Origin of the sequence: Pontibacter russatus (genome assembly GCF_009931655.1) — a bacterium.
GTDB classification, from domain to species: Bacteria; Bacteroidota; Bacteroidia; order Cytophagales; family Hymenobacteraceae; genus Pontibacter; species Pontibacter russatus.
Window position 1 is genome coordinate 1381340 of the sequence record NZ_CP047984.1, and the last position, 20030, is coordinate 1401369.

A 20030-nucleotide genomic window follows, 5' to 3' on the forward strand; every position below is an offset into this window, starting at 1 on the left:
TTTTGCGTCTATCCGTGAATTAGAATTTAACACTGAGCCCTAACGTATAGGTGCGGGGCTTGGGATACTGGAAGAAGAAAATATTCTGTCCCCACTGGTTGCCGCCCCAGGAGGTCGCCTCCGGGTCATACCCCTGGAATTCGTCGGAATGAACCACAAAGGCATTCTGCACACTGGCATATACCCTCAGTGCTTTCAGGTTCAGGTCTGGCAGGAAGGTGTTGTCGAAGTTATACCCTAGCGAGATCAGGTTGCCGCGCAGGTAGGACCCGTTCGCTACCCAGCGGCTGTCCACCTCGCTGTTCTGGCCTGCGTAGGCCTGGTTCCTGATCTCCTGCACCATGGTGTTCTGGTTTTCCGGTGTCCAGCCCTCGGTCAGGATGGTGCGCAGGCCGTTCGCGATACCGGACCTGTCCTCGGTGGAGTGGTAGAACTGCTGCAGAATATCTACCCCGTATACAAACTGGAGGTCGACGGTGAAATCAAAGTTCCTGTAGGTAAAGTTGTTGATGAAGCTTCCGGTCCAGTCCGGCAGGCCTTTGCCCAGAATCTGTCTCTCTGCGGACCGCTTGGCCTCTCCCGGCACGGCGCCCACTTCGGCAGCGGCCTCCGCCTCGTCTGTTCCCCAGATGCCCAGGCGCTCATAGCCCCAGAAAGAGCTCAATGACTCGCCCACGCGCAGGATGGTCTGGCTTCCGGATACCCAGTAGGGACCCGGCTCGATGTCCTCATCGTTCTCGCCCAACTCCTCTACCTTGTTCTTGTTATAGTTCAGGTTGAGTGTAGTCTCCCAGTTGAAGTCGTTGGTCTGGATGTTGGTGGTGGTCAGCAACATCTCTACCCCCTTGTTAGACACAGATCCGATGTTGTCAAAGACAGAAGTATAGCCTGTGGTATGTGGCACTGGTCTGGCGAGCAGCAGGTCGGTGGTAAGCCTGTAGTAATAGTCGAACTCTAACTGCACGCGGTTATTGAACATCCTGCTGTCGAAGCCGATGTCAAACTGCTTTGTCTTTTCCCATTGCAGCTCGGGGTTCGGCAGCCTGCTCAGGTAGCTCTCGGGGGCACGCTCCCCGCCAATCAGCACCGTACCAGATTCTACCGTCGCCAGCGAGAGGTATGTTCCGATTTCGGTGTTACCAGTTAAACCAAAGCTTGTCCTGAACTTCAGTTGGTTCAGCTGGTCCACGTTCTGCAGAAACGGCTCATTCGATACTACCCATCCGAGACCAATGGAGGGAAAATAGCCGTACTTGTTATCCTTTCCGAAGCGGGAGGAGCCGTCCACCCTGCCGGTCAGGGTCAGCAGGTACTTCTGGTCGTACGCGTAGCTGCCCCGCAGGAAGTAAGAGTTCATCGCCCACTTTTCGTAATCAGACTGCGGCGCGCCCGGCTGGCTGGCCGCCTGGAGCCGGTTAAACCGGAAGAAATCGTCTGAGAAGCCCCGGGCCTCCACCCAGTTCGCCTCGAAGGTGCGCTCCTGCCAGCTCAGCCCCAGCACGGAGTTTATGCTGTGTTTTCCAATGTCCTTATTATAAGACAGGTACGTTTCCTCCTGCCAGTAATTGACTTTCTGATCCTGCACGTAGGCCCTGCCCAGTGGGGAGGAGATGTTGATCAGGTCAGTGGGGTAATACTCCTGGAAGTTTCTGTCGTGCCTGTCGAAGCCGAACTGGGTGCGCAGGTCCAGGCCAGGCAACAGGTGAAACGTCATGTAAACGTTCCCAAAAAGCTGCGTGCGCTCGCGCAGACGGTCCTGCGTTTCCAGCACATGCACCGGGTTGGCCATCCCCTCCAGGTTATAGGCGTCGCTCACCATGCTGCTGTTGCTCCAGGTGCCATCCGGAAACTGAACCGGGAAGATAGGCGGCATCTCGATCATGGTGCGGCGCGGCATCTGGTGCCCGCCCCCTTCTTCCGCCTCGTTCTCGGTGGTATAGTTCACCAGAAGGTTTGTGCCCACCGAAAACCACTTCTTCGGATTGGCATCAAAGGCTATTTTGCCATTCACCCTCTCCAGCCAGCTGTTGAGCATGATGCCCTCCAGCCTGGCATAGTTGAAGAAGGTTCCGAAAGACGACTTCTCTGACTTTGACTGCACGGATATCTGGTGGTTGTGCGACAGGGCCGTGCGCGTTGCCTCATCCTGCCAGTCTGTGTCATACAGCGGGTTGCCGTTTGCGTCGAACAGCCGCGGGTCGTCTGTAGTGAAGACAGGATTTGCGTCCGGCCTGTACTTAGGGGTGTTCGCCATGCCTGTTTCCACCACCTGCAGCCACTCTTCGGCGTTCAGCAGATCCATTTTCTTGCGCATATGCCCTACGCTCAGCCAGCCGTCATACCCTACGGTAAGGCCTTCCACCAGAGCGCCCCTCCTGGTAGAGACAAGGATAACCCCGTTGGCTCCGCGCGCACCATATATGGCTGTGGAAGAGGCGTCTTTCAGCACCTCGATACTTTCAATATCATTCGGGTTCAGGAACTGGATATCTTCCATCACCACCCCATCCACCACATATAGTGGGCCTGAGGAGGCATTGATGGTTCCGACGCCGCGGATGATGACACGGGGGCTGCTGGTCGGTGAGCCGGAGTTCAGTTTCACGTTAACGCCAGCCACTCTCCCCTGCAGGCCCTGAAGCGCATTATTCACCGGCGCTCTGAGGAGTTCCTCCGAGTTTACCACGCCCACGGACCCCGTCACATCAGACTTTTTCTGGGTACCGTAGCCCACTACCACCACTTCTTCCAGCGCCTCAGCGTCGGTGGCCATAGTCACATTTATCACAGACTGGTTGGCAATCGGTATCTCCTGAGTGGCGAATCCAATATAGGAGAAAACCAGCGTGCCGTTGGTGTGCTCATCCGGGACGGCGAGGCTGTAGGTGCCGTCTGCGGTGGTGGAGGTGCCGATAGTGGTGCCCTTCACCACGACTGTCACGCCCGGCAGCGGAGTACCGTTTTCACCTACCACGGTGCCTGTCACCTGTATCTGATATGCAGAGAGAACCGATGATGCGCTTGCGTTGTCATTGGCAAGCGCCGAAATGTGTGTGTTCAGCTGAAACTTCTCAGCTGCATGGCCCGGTGTGGCGGCCAAACCCGCGCACATTGTAAAACAGAAGAGACCGGTACAGCACATCCGCCCCTTACGTTTTACAAAGCTGCCATTTAACAAACCTGTAATTTCTTGTTCCATAGGATTATAGCTTAGATATAGTGAATGATTGTGTCCAAAAATTAATAGCAGTTACATATGCCTCGATTTTTTGGTGAAGCATTCTCTGCTTTGCAGGTGCCATGGAAGGAATATAGCCTGTGCTAATCCCGGTCTCAGTCATTTATCAACCCAAGTGGCTGGGCCCACGCCTGTAGGAGGTGTGTGTTGTGGGGTGCTTTTGTTCGTGTCTGCTAAGTACGGTGTTTCAACATAGCTTGTAAAGCTTCTACACTTTTGTACTTTTTTATTTTCCTATGTATTAAACTAAAAAACGAAAACTAAAAAACAAAGTTATTCCTATAGAAATCAGCTTTTCAGGGCTTTGTTACCCGGTATATGTGCAGTAAGCAGACTGTATTCCACCCGGCTGCCAGCACAATAGGGTAATGGAATTTACTTTGCAAATAATGTAGCACGCTTATATGCAGTAAATGGACCTCAGAGCATTATGGTCAGTTTAGATTTGTTCCCCACTAGAGCACGAAGGGCTTCCACCTGTACACTCAGTGTCCTGTGTGGACAATATGCTACTCTTGCAGAAAACAGCCATTGGGAGTAGAGGCACATGAAAAGTGAGGGGTAGGGTTTAAGTCATCAAGAGTAACCCGTTTCATATATAGTAACTTACTTTATATATAAAGTTATATATAAACAGAACAGCAGGTGAGAAAAGAAGGACAACAGGTAAATCTCTTTCTAAATGTGCCTGGGCTATATATACAGGACTTACGCAATTCAATTTTTGCCCCCCTTCAAAGGGGGAATTTTTGGGACTGCCTATACCTTTTGCGTAAGTCCTGATATAGTCTTCTCCGGCAACAGTCGCACGAGCACCGGGCCACAGCCCGCACATTAATCTATGGGCGGGCTGTGGCCGCCAGTGCGGTTTTGGGCGCCGGTGCCTTGTAAGCCTTCAACTCCTGCTGGTTTATCCCGAAAAGCAGCGTGTTGTTGATGGCCACCACGCTCCGCACGTCGCCCCACAGCTCAAAACCGCTCTCGTGCTGTGGTATATAGACAAACCCTCCCTTGCCGTCGCCTTTCAGCAGCACGCCGTAGTTGGCGTCGCTCTTGCCGAAGCGCAGGCGCGCCTGGTTCACGTTGCCGCACAGCAGCAGGTCCTGCTTGCCGTCAGCGTCGTAGTCCAGCGGGGTGATGGTGAACACCGGGGCGTACTGCGCCTGGATGGGGAGCGGCTTTTCCTTGAATTTGCCGTCGCTTCCGCGCTCGAAGTAGGCGGTTTTCAGGTAGTTTGCCTGCAGGTGGCCAGCGTCTTTCAGTTCCTCCGGAGAGAAAATATCGGTGAGGGTGGCGTCGGCGTAGCTCTTGTAATCCGGGAAGCGGGTGCGCATCACGCTTATCTGCTCCAGCAACTCGTCGCGCGTTACATAGGGGTAGCTCTTGCCCTGGGTATAAAAGCAGAGGATGGGATCTACAGCCCCATTCTCGTCAAAATCCTTATAATACAGTTCCGCCGGTTCCTTGTCGCTCGCCCGGCACTGGGTGTTGGTTCCCTGGTTGCCCACCACCAAATCCTGCCTGCCGTCGCCGTTAAAGTCCGCCACCTGCAGTTTGTTCCACCAACCGCTGTAGGCCCTGTCGAAGTAATCTTTGGTTTTGTTCTGATATTTACCGTTCACGCTCGCGAACACCGTCACCGGCATCCACTCCCCCACCACCACCAATTCTTCCTTGCTGTCTCCGTTCAGGTCGAGCCAGGCGGCGTCGGTCACCATGCCCGGTTGCTGCAGCTCCGGCGCCAGGGAGGCAGTGGCATCCTTGAACCTGCCTTTGCCATCGTTCAGCAGCAGGTAACTGCGGGGCGCCTCGGGGTAACGGCCGGGCACGACCCTTCCGCCTACAAACAAATCCGACGCGCCATCCCCGTTTATATCGGCCACGCGCACGCAGCTTTTGCTCGTCCGCATTTCCGGCAGCGCGTTTTCTGCCCTGGCAAAGCCGCCTTTCCCATCGCCCATATAGAGTCTGTCCTGCAGCAGCGGGTCGGTGGGCGAGTAGTTGTGGTAGCCGCCGCTGGCTATATATAAATCTGTGAGGCCGTCGCCGTTGGCATCAAAAAAAGCGGCATCCGTCTCTTCACTTTTCGCACCGCTCTCAAAGGCAGGCTGCGGCTTCCGTGTGAACTTCCCATTCTGCTGTTGCATATAGATAGCGCCCGGCTCGCCGCTTCCCCCGCCCACATACACATCCTCCAGGCCATCGCCGTTTATATCCCCCTTCGAGATGACCGGACCGGAAAAGGACATCGGGTTCACCATCAGGGGCTGCCGCTTAAAGTCGTTGATGCTGTTTTTGGGGTGCTGATATTTGATGGGGGATGCGACCGCCGTAAACAGCGGTGTACCCCGGTCAGGGGCCTCGTACGCTGCGGCGGCATTTTTCTCCTCCAGCGTGAGCAGTTGGTTAGCCTCCACCTTTGCCAGCACCTGTTGCCTGCCCGAGGGCCACACGATGCGCAGCGAGTCGATGGCTGCCTCGCCGCCCAGGCCAAAGTGCAGCACCGGGGCCACGCTGGACTGGTAGCCGCGCGCTGGCATCTGCTCGAGGTATTGCTGCTTGCCCTGTGCATAGAGCCATACCTTCGCGCCCAGCCCCTGGGTGTTGCCGCCCGCGCCGCTGAGCTTTATGTTGAGGTAATGGTTATTTAATTGCGCGTTGGCTTCGTTCTGATATATAGAGGCCGGTTTGTTGATGTTGTTCACCACCAGGTCCAGGTCGCCGTCGTTGTCGAGGTCGGCGTAGGCGGCGCCGTTGCTGTTGGAGGCCTCCTGCATGCCCCAGGCCGCGTTCATTTTGCTGAACGTCAGGCCGCCGTTGTTGCGGAACACGTAGTTCACCACGTTGGAGGAAGGCATGTTATGCACCAGTTCCAGGATGTCCCGGTCCTGCAGGTTGCCCTGTTTCCGGCCCACATAGTCCTGCATATACTTGATGAAATCCTGGTTGGAGAAATCGCGCAGGAAGCCGTTGGTGACGAACAGGTCTTTCCAGCCGTCGTTGTCCAGGTCGGCAAACAGGGGGGCCCAGCTCCAGTCGGTGTTCGAGATGCCCGCCAGCTGGCCGATTTCGCTGAAGGTGCCGTTGCCGTTGTTCACGTGCAGCATGTTGCGCATGTACTGGTAATACAGGCCGCTCCTGACGTTCAGGTCGAACTTCTCGTAATTGTCCGGCGCGAACAGCAGCTTTTGCCGCCTGTTGTCTTCGGGCAGCATGTCGAGCGCCAGGATGTCGGGCAGGCCGTCGTTGTTGATGTCGGCTATGTCGGTGCCCATCCCGAAGTGCCCGGTATGGCCCAGGCTGCTTTGCAGCTCGTCGGTGAAGGTGCCATCGCCGTTGTTCAGGTATAGGTAATCCGGGGCGATGTAGTCGCTGGATATATAAATATCGGGCCAGCCGTCCTTGTTTATATCCGATACGCCCGCGCCGAGGCCGTAGGTTAAAGGCGTGCTCTGGATTCCGGCCTCCTTGGTGATGTCCTTGAAATGCGGTTCCCCGGCAGGTCCCCTATCGTTCCGCAGCAGCCGGATACCGTACAGCGGATTCTCGGTCTTCAGCATTTCTGTGATGGCTACGGCATCCACGGGAGGCAGCGGCGTCGGGTTGTGGTTGAGCAGCAGCAGGTCCAGGTCGCTGTCCTGGTCATGGTCGAAGAAGATACCCTGCGTGCTGTTGGAAGGGAAGTCGAGGCCGTAGGCGCTGGTCTTGTCCGTGAAATGCGGGACGCCCTGCGCATCCGGCCCCTCGTTGATATATAGCTGGTTGATGAGCCGCTCCGCTTTCAGGTTGCCCGAGTAGCACACGTATATGTCCAGCAGGCCGTCTGCGTTCACGTCGGCCATCGTCACGCCCATTTTCCAGGGGCCGCCCCGGCCCGCCGCACCCGAGGCTTCGGTTATATCCTCGAACTGCATGTTGCCCTTGTTCAGGTACAGGGCGTTGGAGGCCATGTTGGCGGTAAAATAAATATCCTGCAACCCATCGTTGTTCAGGTCCCCCACGGCCACGCCCCCGCCGTTGTAGAAGTACTCGTACATCAGCACGTTGGTATAGGGCGTCTCGGTGAGGGTGTTGGCAAAGGTCACGTGGGTTTTCTCCGGCGACAGCCGCGTGAAGAGCGCGGGCGAAGCAGGTTTTTGGGGCTTATCCTTAACCTCAGAAGACTCCTGGCAACTCCCCAACAGGGCAAGCGCTGGCAGCAGCAGGAAAACTTTTTTATGGAAAAGTGTATTCATAAAGGATGGTAACGCTTGCCCCGGCAGCGGGGGCTTCTAATGATTTCCTGACAGGAAGTTAGTTAATAAAATTCAAAAGAGAGAACTCCCCCGACGGATGTAGCTTATATATAAAAAGGGCACCCTGTGGAGGTGCCCTTTTTATATATAAAGTGAAGCAAGGCAGGAACTCAGTCTGCAGCAACATTTGCCGCGCCCCTGCCCCGGTGGATGCTATTCGTAGCCGTTCGGCTTCAGCAGCGGGTTGGCGTTCAGCGCTCTTGCCGGGATCGGGAACACCGTTTTGTCAGCGGCATCCGCGGCTTTATCCCACCAGGCGTCTCCGAACATGCCCCAGCGTACCAGGTCTGTTCTGCGGTGGCGCTCTCCCAGGAACTCGCGGCCCAGTTCGTCCACAAACTCCTCGTCAGTCAGCAGGCCGGGGTTCTGCACATAGCTGTGCTCGGCCCACTCGTCTGCAGGGAAGTTACGCACACGCACGGCATCCAGCAGTTCGGCGGCACCGGTCTTGTCGCCGGCACGGTATTTAGCCTCGGCCAGGGCATAGTAAATTTCGGCCAGGCGTATTTCCGGAGCAGAGTTTGTCATGAACAGGTCCCGTGAATCTGGCAGCCATGGAAACTTCAGCAACCTGACACCGGAGTTCTCCTCGCCCGTCTCCACATGAGAGCCCTTGGCCAAACCAGCGGCGCCCTCAGAGAAACGGCCTACCTGGTCTACATAGAACAATGGATCGCCAATATACTCTTCTGTCCCCAACACCACTACGGTGCTGTCAAAGCCGTACTTTTTGTCGTAGTTGAAGCCGTATTGCTGTCCGATCAGGAAGAAGCCTTCATACAGTTTTTCGGGGTCGTCAATTGTACGGAAAGGCTGCTTACGTAAGTCATCATCGGCATAATGCTCGTACGGCTTGCCTAACTCATAGTCGTAAATATTACCTTCCAGATCGCGCGACGGAGACAGGGTAATACCATTCCAGCCGCCGTAATTATTATCGAGCGAGTACCTAGCCTGGTAGTGCTGCATAGCATTATACATCCAGCCGAACTCATAGAGGTTCCTGGCATGTGGAAACTCGAAGATGTTCTCCGGCGACCGGTAACCGTCTACACCAGACCTGAAAGGCCCTCTGTAATCAGGATCCAGACTATAAGTACCATATTCTCCGTCAATAATCTTTTGGGCCATAACTGCAGCATCGTCGTAGCGCGGTGTTCCAGTCCAAGCCTCAGAGTTCAGGTAAATGCGTACCAGCAGGGCCGCTGCACCGCCCTGGTCCCAACGACCGGGCACAGTGTTCTGCGGAAGGTTCGGCAGCGCCTCCTTCAATTCAGTCTCGATAAAGGTAAACACCTCCTGAGGTGTTGAGTTTCCCACTTGCTGACCAACCTTGGTTACAATTGGTACGCTACGGAAATAGTCGATCAGGAAGGTATAGAACCAGGCGCGCAGCACCCGTAGCTCATTAATATGGCTGGCTTGGTCGGCTTCTGTCAGGCCAAAATTCGTATAATCCAGCTTAGCCAGGTCCTCTGAAACAACGTTTACCTGCCCGATGCCCTGGTATGGTCCTATCCAGCCTCCGTAAATAGCGCCTTCGTCGGGTGTCCACTCGTGGCGGTGCAGGCGCACCCAGTTACCGCCGTCCTGGCCGTGCCGGCCCTTCTGCGCCCATACAAACTGATCGGCAGTCAACTCCGTTAGCAGCCAGCGGTCGCCATCCCAGCCATTCCAGTGGGCGTGCTCGTAGGGGCGGGTCACGGCGGCGACGATGGAGTTCTCATCCTGATAATAATTGCCCGCCGGCAGGATATCGAACGCCTCTTCTTCCAGGTCGGTACAGGCAGGCGCCGCAGCCAGCAGGAGCAGCGATGCGAATAGCGATTTATATTTATTCATATAGGTAATTTCTACGTGATGATTAAGGTTGACTTAGAAAGTAATCTGGGCGCCAAGGGCGAAGTTGCGGGTGATAGGATACACATCGAGGCTGCCATAGCCCGGTGTTAAGCCTGTCACGCCCACTGCCGCCGGATCAAGCCCGCTGTAACCAGTCAGGGTGAACACATTCCGAACGGTGCCATATATCCTGAAATTGCTGATCTGGTCCACGCCCAGTTTAGGCGTCCAGCCGATGGTCAGGTTGTCCAGTTTCAGGAAGTCGCCACTCTCCAGGAAGTAGTCGGTGATCACTTTGCCTGACTTGATGTGGTCGTTACGGTCGTAGGCATCTGTCAGCAGGTTGGTGCTTGCCTCGCCCTGCAGGCCGTAGTACATCTGGTACAGGTTCAGAATCTCGTAGTCGAAGCGGCCACGGAAGAAGAGCGACAGGTCGAAGCCCTTATAGGCAAGGGAGTTGCTCCAGCCCAGTTCGTAGCGCGGCGCACCGTTGCCGATGTACGTTCTGTCTCTGTCTGAACTAGCCTCAATGTTATTGCCGCTGGCACGCAGTTTCTCAGAGCCCTCGATGCCTTCTTTCCAAACCAGGATGTTTCCGGCTTCGTCTACGCCGGCATATTTGTAGCCATAAAAGTTACCAATGTCCGTACCGGCTTCCAGCCTGAAGGCCGGGCCTGGGTTACCAGGGGAAGGTAGTTGCTGTAGATCAAAAAAGTCTGCCTTATATGTATCGTTAGACCAAGAATCCAGTTTCGCTTTGGTATAAGATCCGGTGAGCGAGGTTGTATAAGAGAAGTCTCCGGTATTCACTGCATTCCAGTTAAGGGCCAGCTCAACCCCTTTAGAGCTAGTAGTTCCCACGTTAACGTACATTCTATCGTGCAGGAATGGAGGCACAGGTACCTGATACCATGAAATCAAGTCGCTGCTTCTGCGGTCGAAGGCATCGATGCTACCGCTCAACTTGTTGTTGAACACGGTGAAATCCAATCCAACGTTGTAGGATATTGATTTTTCCCAGCGCAGATCCGGATTGAAGTTGTTTCCGGGGCCATAAACCCGCGACCATTCTCCCGCTGCATCAGGGTATCTGCCATAACCCGTATAAACAGCCAAAGCCGAGTATCTGGGGAATCCGGAGCGCCCTGTCTCCCCATAGGAAGCACGCAGTTTCAAGTCGTCAATGGCCTCGATACCCTGCAGGCCCGGCAGGTTAGACACGCGCCAGGCTGCGGATACGGCCGGGAAAAGACCCCATTTATTATTCAGACCAAACTTGGTGTTACCCTCGTAACGGAACGAAGCGGTCAGGAAGTAGGTGTCAGCGTAGTTGTAGTTCGCACGGCCCAGGAAGGCGATTGTTTTTTCCTTGCTCCTCCACGAATCCATCCCCAAACGTCCCTCATCGGCATTCCACTCCCCAGCATCCAGGTTGTTGTATCCGAAGGCATCAGACGGAAAATCGGCATTTTCGGCATAAAATCCGCTAAAATTTGATTCCTGATAGGAGTAGCCTGCCATCGCCTCTATATTGTGGCTGCCGATAGTCGTGTTATAATTGTTCAGCCACTCCAGCACATAATCTGCCCACTTATCGTTTGTCAGTCGGGCACGTCCCGTGCGGCCCTCTTGAATAGACTCCGCTGCCTTGGAAGTATAATACTCCCTTCTCAACCGGTCGTGGCCCTGGCGCGCCAGTTTCAGTTCCGTGCTCAGGTTGTCCAGGATGTTCAGCTTCGTGGAAATGTCCACCACCGCGTACTCCTGGTCTGACCCTAGTTCCCTGGCCAGTAGGTTCTGCACCGGGTTGTAGGTATCATAACCCTGGAAGGTATTGAACATGTTCGGATCGTTCGGGTCCATGATCGGAATGGTCGGGTTGAGCTTCACCGCCTGCTGAAAAGCGCCATAGTTATCTTCTCCCTCGTTCACTATCCTTTCCTCGTCTGCTATTCTATACGATAGGTTACCGCCTATTTCCAAACGGCCATCCAAGGCAATCTGCAGGAAGCTTGCCCGCAGGCCATACTCTTTCCTGTCTGAGGCTATGTCGATACCCTCTTTCGTGCGGTACTGGCCCGAGAGACGGAACACGGTGTTCTCGTTACCGCCGCTTACAGCCAGCGAGTGGTTCTGCCCGAAGTTGTCTTCTCTTATCAACTCGTCATACCAGTTTGTTCTGGCGCCGCGATCTGTATCCCTTCCCCGCTCCAGAAATTCCTCCGCAGAGAGAATGTCCGGTCTGGCGGCCACGCGGTCGTGCTCCACATAGCCGTCGTAAGTAACGGTTACTTTTCCAGCTTTTCCTCGTTTAGTTTGCACCAGCACTACACCGTTCGCACCGCGTGAACCGTAGATGGCAGCAGCGGCGGCATCGCGCAGAATGGAGATAGACTCAATGTCCTGCTGCGCCAGGTTGCGCAGGTCGCCACCCGGCAAGCCGTCAATCACGATCAGCGGCCCGTTACCTGATTCAAGTGACGAAGCGCCTCGTAGCTGAATGCTCGAACCGGCATTAGGGTCGGCTGCGGCAGTGCTGGACACGGTCACACCGGCCACCTTGCCCTCGATCATTTGCAGCGGGCTGTTAAAGGCCCCCTTCTGGAAATCCTCGCTCGTTACAGTGGTTACAGCGCTGCTTACTTCGCGCTTCTCCATGGTACCGTAGCCCACTACCACCACTTCCTGCAGCGCTTCCGCATCCGTGGCAAGGGTCACATTAATCACAGACTGGTTGCCGATCGGAATCTCCTGGGTGGCGAAGCCTATATAGGAGAACACCAGGGTGCCATTGCTTTGCTCATCCGGAACGGTGAGGCTGTAGGTACCGTCCACGTTGGTGGAGGCGCCGATGGTGGTGCCTTTTACAACCACCGTCACGCCCGGCAGCGGCGTGCCGCTCCCGTCTGTAACAGTACCGGTTATCTGAATTTCAAAAGCAGGAAGATTGCCTGCCCTAACTCCGCTTGCCGAAGCCAGCGCTGAAGAAACTATTTTCAACTGAGGGTTCTCAGTTGCATGGCCCGGTGTGGCGGCTATGCCCGCGCACATGGTAAAAGAAAGGAGGCTGGTGCAGAAGAAGCGCCCCTTTCCTTTTACGTACCTGCCATTTAACAAACCTGTAAAGTGGTGTTTCATACGAGTGTTATACTTAGATTAGACAATAAGAACATACTAAATCGTTTTAGCAAAAAAGCGCGATTTAAAAGTGAATGGTTGCTGTAATTCAATGAATTGCTCTGCTGATGCTGTCATGGGCTTTTGCGTGAAACAGGCTACCTGTCGGACATTTAGCTTCTACCCGTTCGGGTCCACGGCTGTATCGGGTGAGTTCTGTGAGTACTCCTTGATGGGCCTGCCAGAAATTGTTGTGGCGCATCTATATGGCTAAAGTGTCTTTCTATCATTCTATGGCTCAAATTAAGCAATGGAATTTCATTCTGCAAAAGTTTTATCTATATATTTGCTCAGCAGGCAAGGGGCCTGCGCATCCACAGCGCGTGCCGGAAACCGCTCCGGAAACTGATGTCGAAACACAGGCAGAAGGAACCGCCAGCCAGAATACTGACTTTCACTGCCCTCATCAGGAAGCCCCGAATCCCGCTTTCTTATATATAAACTACTCCTGAGTGATGCCTTACACACCGCAAGAAGCGAATCGCGATAGAAAAGGAACCCTGAACCCACACCCAAAACTAATACTTTCAATTCACAAGTCAACTATGCACAAAACAAAACGACTCCTCTACGCCCTGCTGCTTGCCTCCGGCCCGCTCCTCGCTTCCTGCGAAAGCGCCAGCCCGGTAAGTAACAACCAGGATACTTCGCCCCCGCAGGATGAGCTGGCAAATTGGGCAGAAGCAGCGGACAAGGCGCAGGCATCGCTTGTCACCCATTTCTGGTCGCCTAACCTGGGCTACTTCCAAAAAACGAATACCGGCGACACGGCTTTCAACTACTGGTGGCAGGCGCATGCGCTCGACGCCCTCTGCGACGCCTACAGCCGCACGAAGGATGAGAAGTACCTGACGCTGATGAGCGAGCTGCTCGAGGGGGTGAGGAAAACGAACGGAGGCACGTTCAGCAACAACTACTACGACGACATGGAGTGGATGGCGCTGGCCTGCCTGCGAGCTTACGACCTCACGAAAGACGAGAAATACAAGGCCACGGCGGAGGTGCTCTGGGAGGATATAAAGACCGGCTGGAGCGATTTCATGGGAGGCGGCATCAGCTGGAAAAAAGACCAGCGCGACTACAAAAACACCCCCGCCAATGCCCCCGCCAGCATCCTGGCGTCGCGGCTGTACCAGCTCAACGGTGACGAGAAGAATCTGGCCTGGGCCAAAAAGATATATGACTGGCAAAAGGAGAACCTGGTGGACCCCACCACCGGCCTGGTGTGGGACGGCAAGAACCGGGAAGGAAACAACCAGATTGACAAGGACTGGCTCTTCACCTATTGCCAGGGCGTGTATATAGGAGCCGCATTGGAGCTGTACCAAATCACAGGCGAGCAGGCTTACCTGGACGAGGCTACCCGCACGGCAGACTATGTGCTGAACAGCCCCCATTTTACTGAGAACGGCGTGCTGAGAGAACGGGGCGGCGGAGACGGCGGCCTTTTCAAAGGCATATTGGTGCGCTACCTCACCGAGCTGGCCCTTGAAGAAGATGTGAGTGAGGAAAAGCGCAACGCCTATATAGCCTTCCTCGAGAAGAACGGGGAAACGCTTTGGGAAAGCGGCACGAGCAAGCCCGCCATCCTTTTCAGCTCTGACTGGGACACCCTTCCGAAAGGCGCGGTGGAGAGCTCCACACAATTAAGCGGTGTCATGCTGCTCGAGTCGCTGGCCAGGCTCGACAGTCTGGAATTGCTGTAGTATATTCGAACCGCATATACTGGCCACGCCATTGAGGCAGAAGCATTTTATATATAAATAAAAGGACACAAGACTTTGGTTTGTCTCAAACCTGCTTTCAATAATTTAAAATGCGTGGTGCTTTTATGGATAGCGCAAATAAATTTTCCCCGGGCACTTTACCTAAATTCAACCAAATACCCCTAACTCAGCCATCGGTAAGGTGGCAACTGATTACACATGAACAGGAGAACCTTTTTACAGAACACGGCCCTGCTGAGCGCAGGCGTTTACCTGAGTCCGCTTACAGCAGCAGCCGCTGCAGATTTCCCCACAGTACGCCTGCCCGAAGCCAAGCGCAACTTCCGGAGCAAATCGGTGGAGAAGGCCATCACTGAATTCAAGAAGAACGTGAAGGACAAGGAGCTGACGTGGCTTTTTGAGAACTGCTTCCCCAACACCCTCGACACCACCGTTACCTACCAGCTGAAAGACGGCGAGCCCGACACCTACGTCATCACCGGCGATATTGACGCGATGTGGCTGCGCGACAGCTCGGCACAGGTGTGGCCTTACCTCCATTTTATCAAAAAGGACGAGCCGCTGCGCCAACTGGTGGCGGGCGTCATCAACCGCCAGACCTACAGCATCCTGCGCGACCCCTATGCCAACGCCTTTTACAACGACGAGACGAAAGTAGGCGAGTGGAGTACCGACCTGACCGATATGCAGCCGGGCATCCACGAACGCAAGTGGGAAATTGACTCCCTCTGCTACCCTATCCGGCTGGCGCACGAATACTGGAAAATCACCGGCGACACCAAGCCCTTTGATGCGCAGTGGCAGCAGGCGATTCAGGCGACGCTGAAAACGTTTAAAGAGCAGCAGCGCAAAGACAGCCTGGGGCCCTACAAGTTTCAGCGGGAGACGGCCTGGGCCACGGACGGCATCCCGATGAGTGGCTACGGCTACCCGGTGAAGCCCGTCGGGCTGATTTGCTCTATGTTCCGGCCAAGCGACGACGCGACCATCTACCCGTTCCTCATCCCCTCTAACTTTTTTGCCGTGGTGAGCCTGCGGCAGGCAGCCGATATGATGAAGGCCATCGCGAAGGACACGAAAACAGCAGGCGAGCTGACGGCGCTGGCCGATGAAGTGGAGAAAGCCCTGCAGGCGCACGCCACAGTGGACCACCCGCAGTTCGGGAAGGTGTATGCCTACGAAGTGAACGGCTTCGGCAGCTACAACCTGATGGACGACGCCAACGTGCCCAGCCTGCTGTCGCTGCCCTACCTGGGTGCCGTGAAGGCAACCGACCCAGTATATATAAACACGCGCAAAATGCTGCTCTCCGAGAACAACCCGTTCTTCTTCAAAGGCAAGTACGGCGAAGGCATCGGCGGGCCACATATAGGCTTGGACATGATCTGGCCGATGAGCATCGCGATGCGCGGCCTGACCAGCACGGACCCTCAGGAAATCAAAGACTGTATTGCGATGCTGAAGAACACGCACGGCGACACGGGTTTCATGCACGAGTCCTTCCACAAGGACGACCCGAAGAAATTCACCCGCGCCTGGTTTGCCTGGGCCAACACTCTCTTCGGCGAGTTTCTTTGGAAGACCTACGAGGAGCAGCCGAAGCTCCTCGCTTAGCCATTATAGACGCGAGAGTACAACTCCCCTCCTTGGATAAGGAGGGGCAGGGGTGGTTGGATGGATAAGCAAAATCCATTTGATAGTAGTATAAGAGGTAAGTTATATAAAGTAACAAGGGCGCTGCATCAGACTAATCCGATGCAGCGCCCTTATTATATAGGATATGCAATGACCTCATCAACTATCACACATACCGGCAATAGCAAATCAGCTATTTTACCTTCAGTTTCGGCACGCCTTCAAACGTGATCTTGACAGGCTTTATATGGCCGTTCGCATCAAACTCCATCTTGTCGATGCAGGTGACGCGGTGGTTGGCGGCAGTCTCGCCGAGGGGCCTTCTGTGATAGACAATGAACCACTTGTCTTTCGCGGCATTGTGTATCACAGAGTGGTGGCCCGCACCGGTCGCCACCTTCGGGTCCTGCTTCAGGATGGTGTCCACGCGCTTAAACGGTCCCATCGGCGAGTCGGAGATGGCGTAAGCCACCTGGTAATTCGGGCCGCCCCAGCCGCCTTCCGACCACATAAAGTAGTATTTCCCGTCTTTCCTGAACATGAATGGCCCTTCCACATAGCCTTCCGGCGTTACCTCTTTAAAAGTGGTGCCGTCCTCAAAGGGCACAAACCCCGTAAAGTCGTCGTTGAGCTTGGCGATGTTGCAGTGCCGCCAGCCGCCATATATCAGGTAGTGCTGCCCGTCCTCGTCCCTGAAAACGAACTGGTCGATGGGTTGCGCCCCGTTATGGAATTTATCTACCAGCGGCTTGCCCAGATGGTCTTTGAAGGGCCCGGCGGGGTTATCGGCCACGGCCACACCAATGCCTCCCAACGCCCTGTCGCTCTGGATGTCGTTGGCTCCGAAAAACAGGTAGTATTTTTTGTCCTTTTCAATGATAGAGGGAGCCCACATGGCCGAGTCTGCCCACCCGATGCTGGCGGTGTCAATGATGCGGCTGTGCTTCGTCCAGTTCACCAGGTCGGGCGATGAGAAGGCATCCATGAACACCTGCTCCTCATAGGGTGCAGAGTACGTGGGGTATATCCAGTACTCGTTCCCGAAAATGATGCCCTCCGGGTCGGCGTACCAGCCCGGGAACACCGGGTTGCCGGAGGTTTTGCCGTTGGCTGGCTTTGCCGCAGCAGACTTTTTAGCGTCGCTTTTCCCCTGGGCAGACACCTGCAGCACGGTGCCGAGCAGGAAGCATATAATCAGTAATATTCTCATGCCTGTTGCTTAAAGAGGTCTGATTTTGATGTTCTTGAACCACACCTTGTCGCCGTGGTCCTGCAGCGCAATGTGCCCGCTCTTGTAGCGGCCGTAGTCGGGCATGCTGGCAAACTTGCTGCCCTGCACCAGACTTTCCCATTCCGGGCTCCAGAGGGTGTACTCCACCACTTTCTTTCCGTTCAGGTACTGCTCCACGTTTCCGTCCTTCACTACCAGGCGCACGGTGTTGTACTCGCCTGCGGGCTTCACGGCGGGCTCTGACAACGGATGCAGGTCATAGTTGGTGCCTGCCTTGCGGTTGCCGTTCTGGCCTTGTTTTGCATCGGGGTGTCGCTCATCGTCAATAATCTGCACCTCGGGGCCTGACTGAAAGGTGTACCTGAATTTAGGATCTTCCGACACATTAAAGAAAATGCCGCTGTTGCCGCCCTCGGATATCTTCCAGTCCAGCATCAGTTCAAAGTTCTTGTACTCGTTGCGGGTAACAATATCGCCCCCTCCCTCACCGGCGAGCACGATGGCCCCGTCTTCAACCTGCCAGGCCGCCGGTACTTCCTCTTTCTTGAAACCTTTCCACTGCGCCATGTTCTCGCCGTCGAACAGCAGCACCCAGCCGTCGGCTTTTTCTTTCTTCGATAAGGTGTTGTCGGCTTTGGCAGAGCTGCCGCCAGGCGCAGAGGCACAGGCGTAGGCCATAAAGGCGGTGGCAACCAATGCCAGCAGGATATATGTTTTTCTCATATGCGTTGATTTTTGGTGGATTCACGTGGTGAATCTGATGGATGTTGTATATGGTTGGGCGGCTGACAAAAATCGGCCACAAAAAATATAGTATATGCTCCCCCTGCTTCAGAAGGAACATATACTATAGGTATAAACGCCGTCTGGCGGGCTGCCCTGCTTATTTAGCGGCAGGGGCAAGCGAATTGATCCAGCGGGCAATCTTGAGCGCGTCCTCCTTGGGCACCTGCGGCATCGGGGGCATCTCAGTGGCATAGTCGGGCCAGTTCTTCGGCTCCGGGTTGTGAATCAGCTCCACAATGCGCTCTGGTGTATAGCCGCGCTTGGCCACGTCCACGTAAGCGGGCCCCACCTGTCTCTTGTCGGGGTTGTGGCAGGCCAGGCAGGTGTACTTCGCCAGCAGGCCCTTTACTTCGTCGTAGGTAGGCGCGGCAGTTTTCGCCGCTGTTTTTTTGGCCGCTGGCTTCGCGGCGGCGCTCGCTTTGGCAGCAGCCTTTTGAGTTGATGCGCCCGCAGTAGCTTTCGCTTTGGACGAAGCGGCATTTTTGGTGCTCAGTTCGCTCAGCGACAGCTTCTCGCCCTTCGGGATGTTATTCAGCGTGTAGTAGGCAGTCGGATGCACCAGCGAGTGAGAGTTATCACGCTCCCGCACGCCGCTCAGGGTGATGTTGTGGATATAGTAAGGGCGCAGGTTGTCCACCACGATGCGGGCTCTCATGCCATCCTCCGACACCTTCACGCCTTTGACCGGGTTCTCCTCCGTGTTCACGGGCGGGCTTCCGTATACCGGGTGGTACTTATATATGAAGCTCGTTACGGAATAAGAAGAGACATCCTCCGCCGTCTTTTTATCCACGGGCTTGGTGAACTCGATCTCGAAACCGTCGGGCATGGCACGCACGGCGCGCATCTCGAAAGGTGTTCTGCCATTCCAAACCAGGCGCTGCAGGCCATAGTTGGCATCGCCTGCCGAGCCCCAGCCACGGTTCGTCTCCCCTACGAACAGGGAGCCATCCTGTGCCCAGGCCATGCGAAGCACGCCTGACTGAAAGCCGGTGCGGAACAGGAAGGCCGCGCCCTGATATTCGCCATTCACCTTCTCCAGGAACACCCGCGAGATAAGGCTCATGCCCTGATCACCTATAAGCACCTGTCCGCCAAACGGACCGAAATTGTCTTCCGGAATCTTTACAGGCTCTGAGTTAGAGATACCCAGGATGCCGTGCGGCAGCCACACCGCAGGGGTGCGCAGTTCCGGGAAAAATTTCTTCATTTCATACAAGGACACAAATTCCTCGTCCACCACATTCTCAGGCTTGATGTAGCGCCCGTTCTCGTCTTTTACCTGCCTTGGGTCCACTTTGGCATACAGCTCCTCTGTCTTCAGTTTCACAGGCGAGTTGGGCATATCTGTCCAGCGCAGGCCGGCAGGATGCCCTGTAAATGAGCCTTTCGGTACGTGCCAGAGCCCGCCGGAGCCCATCCAGTCTCCCTGGTTGTCGGTGTAGAAGAACTCTCCGTCAATGATACCAGGACCCGCCGGAGAGCGCATGCCTGTGGCCCAGGGCTGCATCTTTCCGTCTTCGCTGATTTTCATCGTCCAGCCGCGCCACGGCACCCGGCTTTCCCCGCGCCACCATTCCTCGTCGCCGAAGGCCACGTTGCCGGTCACGAAGAAGTCTCCGTCTGGCGCTATCTTCGGTCCAAAGCTGTACTCGTGGTAATGCCCGGAAATAGGCCAGGCATAAACAGTCTTGTACTTGTCGGCTTTGCCGTCCATGTCGGTGTCCACCAGTTTGGTCAGCTCGCCGCGCTGGGCAGCATACAGGCCGCCGTCTTTGTAGGCCAGCCCCAGTATCTCGTGCAGCCCGGATGCAAACTTCCGGAAATAAGGTCGCTCGCTCGTGGGGTTCTCCACGATATAGACATCCCCGCGCCGCGTGGAAACCCCGAGGTCGCCGGAGGGAAGCACGGTGAGGCCGCCCACCTCCAGCATGGCCCCTTCCGGTGAGCTCACGTTCATTATCCTGAAGTAATCCTCTTCCATAGGCGATTCCTGGGCCACGGCGGAGGCACTGAAACCCGTTACGGAGGCCGCTGTCAGCAGGAAGCTGAGCGCGGCATGGCGGTATGATTTTCTATGCGTATATTTCATATTAAGA

The 20030-nt window shown here is 55.3% G+C and carries 10 protein-coding genes; 3 read left to right on the top strand and 7 right to left on the bottom strand.

Going from position 1 to position 20030, the window contains the following annotated elements; genetic code table 11:
• Positions 1-19: 19 nt before the first annotated feature.
• The 4 genes from GSQ62_RS05695 to GSQ62_RS05710 all read right to left on the bottom strand — a co-directional run bounded on the left by GSQ62_RS05695 (position 20) and on the right by GSQ62_RS05710 (position 12513).
• Complete coding sequence (locus tag GSQ62_RS05695; protein WP_161888617.1) at positions 20-3112, bottom strand: SusC/RagA family TonB-linked outer membrane protein; 3093 nt, start codon at positions 3110-3112, stop codon at positions 20-22.
• Between the two features lie 965 nt (positions 3113-4077).
• Positions 4078-7473 (bottom strand): VCBS repeat-containing protein, encoded by a 3396-nt coding sequence (locus GSQ62_RS05700; RefSeq protein WP_161888618.1) that lies wholly within the window; start codon positions 7471-7473, stop codon positions 4078-4080.
• Positions 7474-7686: 213 nt separating this feature from the next.
• On the bottom strand, positions 7687-9375 hold the full coding sequence (locus tag GSQ62_RS05705; RefSeq protein WP_161888619.1) for a RagB/SusD family nutrient uptake outer membrane protein: 1689 nt from the start codon (positions 9373-9375) through the stop codon (positions 7687-7689).
• 33 nt (positions 9376-9408) lie between these two features.
• Positions 9409-12513 carry a SusC/RagA family TonB-linked outer membrane protein gene (locus GSQ62_RS05710; RefSeq protein WP_161888620.1) on the bottom strand — a complete coding sequence of 1035 codons (3105 nt, stop codon included), beginning with the start codon at positions 12511-12513 and terminating at the stop codon, positions 9409-9411.
• A 245-nt stretch (positions 12514-12758) separates the two neighbouring features.
• Here GSQ62_RS05710 and GSQ62_RS05715 point away from each other — a divergent pair, with 245 nt between their 5' ends.
• The 3 genes from GSQ62_RS05715 to GSQ62_RS05725 all read left to right on the top strand — a co-directional run bounded on the left by GSQ62_RS05715 (position 12759) and on the right by GSQ62_RS05725 (position 15893).
• Positions 12759-13004 carry a hypothetical protein gene (locus GSQ62_RS05715; protein WP_161888621.1) on the top strand — a complete coding sequence of 82 codons (246 nt, stop codon included), beginning with the start codon at positions 12759-12761 and terminating at the stop codon, positions 13002-13004.
• A 93-nt stretch (positions 13005-13097) separates the two neighbouring features.
• On the top strand, positions 13098-14258 hold the full coding sequence (locus GSQ62_RS05720) for a glycoside hydrolase family 76 protein (RefSeq protein WP_161888622.1): 1161 nt from the start codon (positions 13098-13100) through the stop codon (positions 14256-14258).
• 219 nt (positions 14259-14477) lie between these two features.
• Positions 14478-15893: a glycoside hydrolase family 125 protein gene (locus GSQ62_RS05725; protein ID WP_161888623.1), complete on the top strand. Its 1416-nt coding sequence runs from the start codon at positions 14478-14480 to the stop codon at positions 15891-15893.
• A 214-nt stretch (positions 15894-16107) separates the two neighbouring features.
• Here the strand turns inward: GSQ62_RS05725 and GSQ62_RS05730 are convergent, their stop codons facing one another.
• From GSQ62_RS05730 to GSQ62_RS05740, 3 genes are all read right to left on the bottom strand, one after another.
• Entirely contained in the window at positions 16108-17124 is a 1017-nt protein-coding gene (locus tag GSQ62_RS05730) for a glycoside hydrolase family 43 protein (protein WP_161888624.1), read from the bottom strand.
• 9 nt (positions 17125-17133) lie between these two features.
• Positions 17134-17868 carry a 3-keto-disaccharide hydrolase gene (locus GSQ62_RS05735; RefSeq protein WP_237587013.1) on the bottom strand — a complete coding sequence of 245 codons (735 nt, stop codon included), beginning with the start codon at positions 17866-17868 and terminating at the stop codon, positions 17134-17136.
• 160 nt (positions 17869-18028) lie between these two features.
• Positions 18029-20023: a hypothetical protein gene (locus GSQ62_RS05740; protein ID WP_237587015.1), complete on the bottom strand. Its 1995-nt coding sequence runs from the start codon at positions 20021-20023 to the stop codon at positions 18029-18031.
• Positions 20024-20030: the final 7 nt, after the last annotated feature.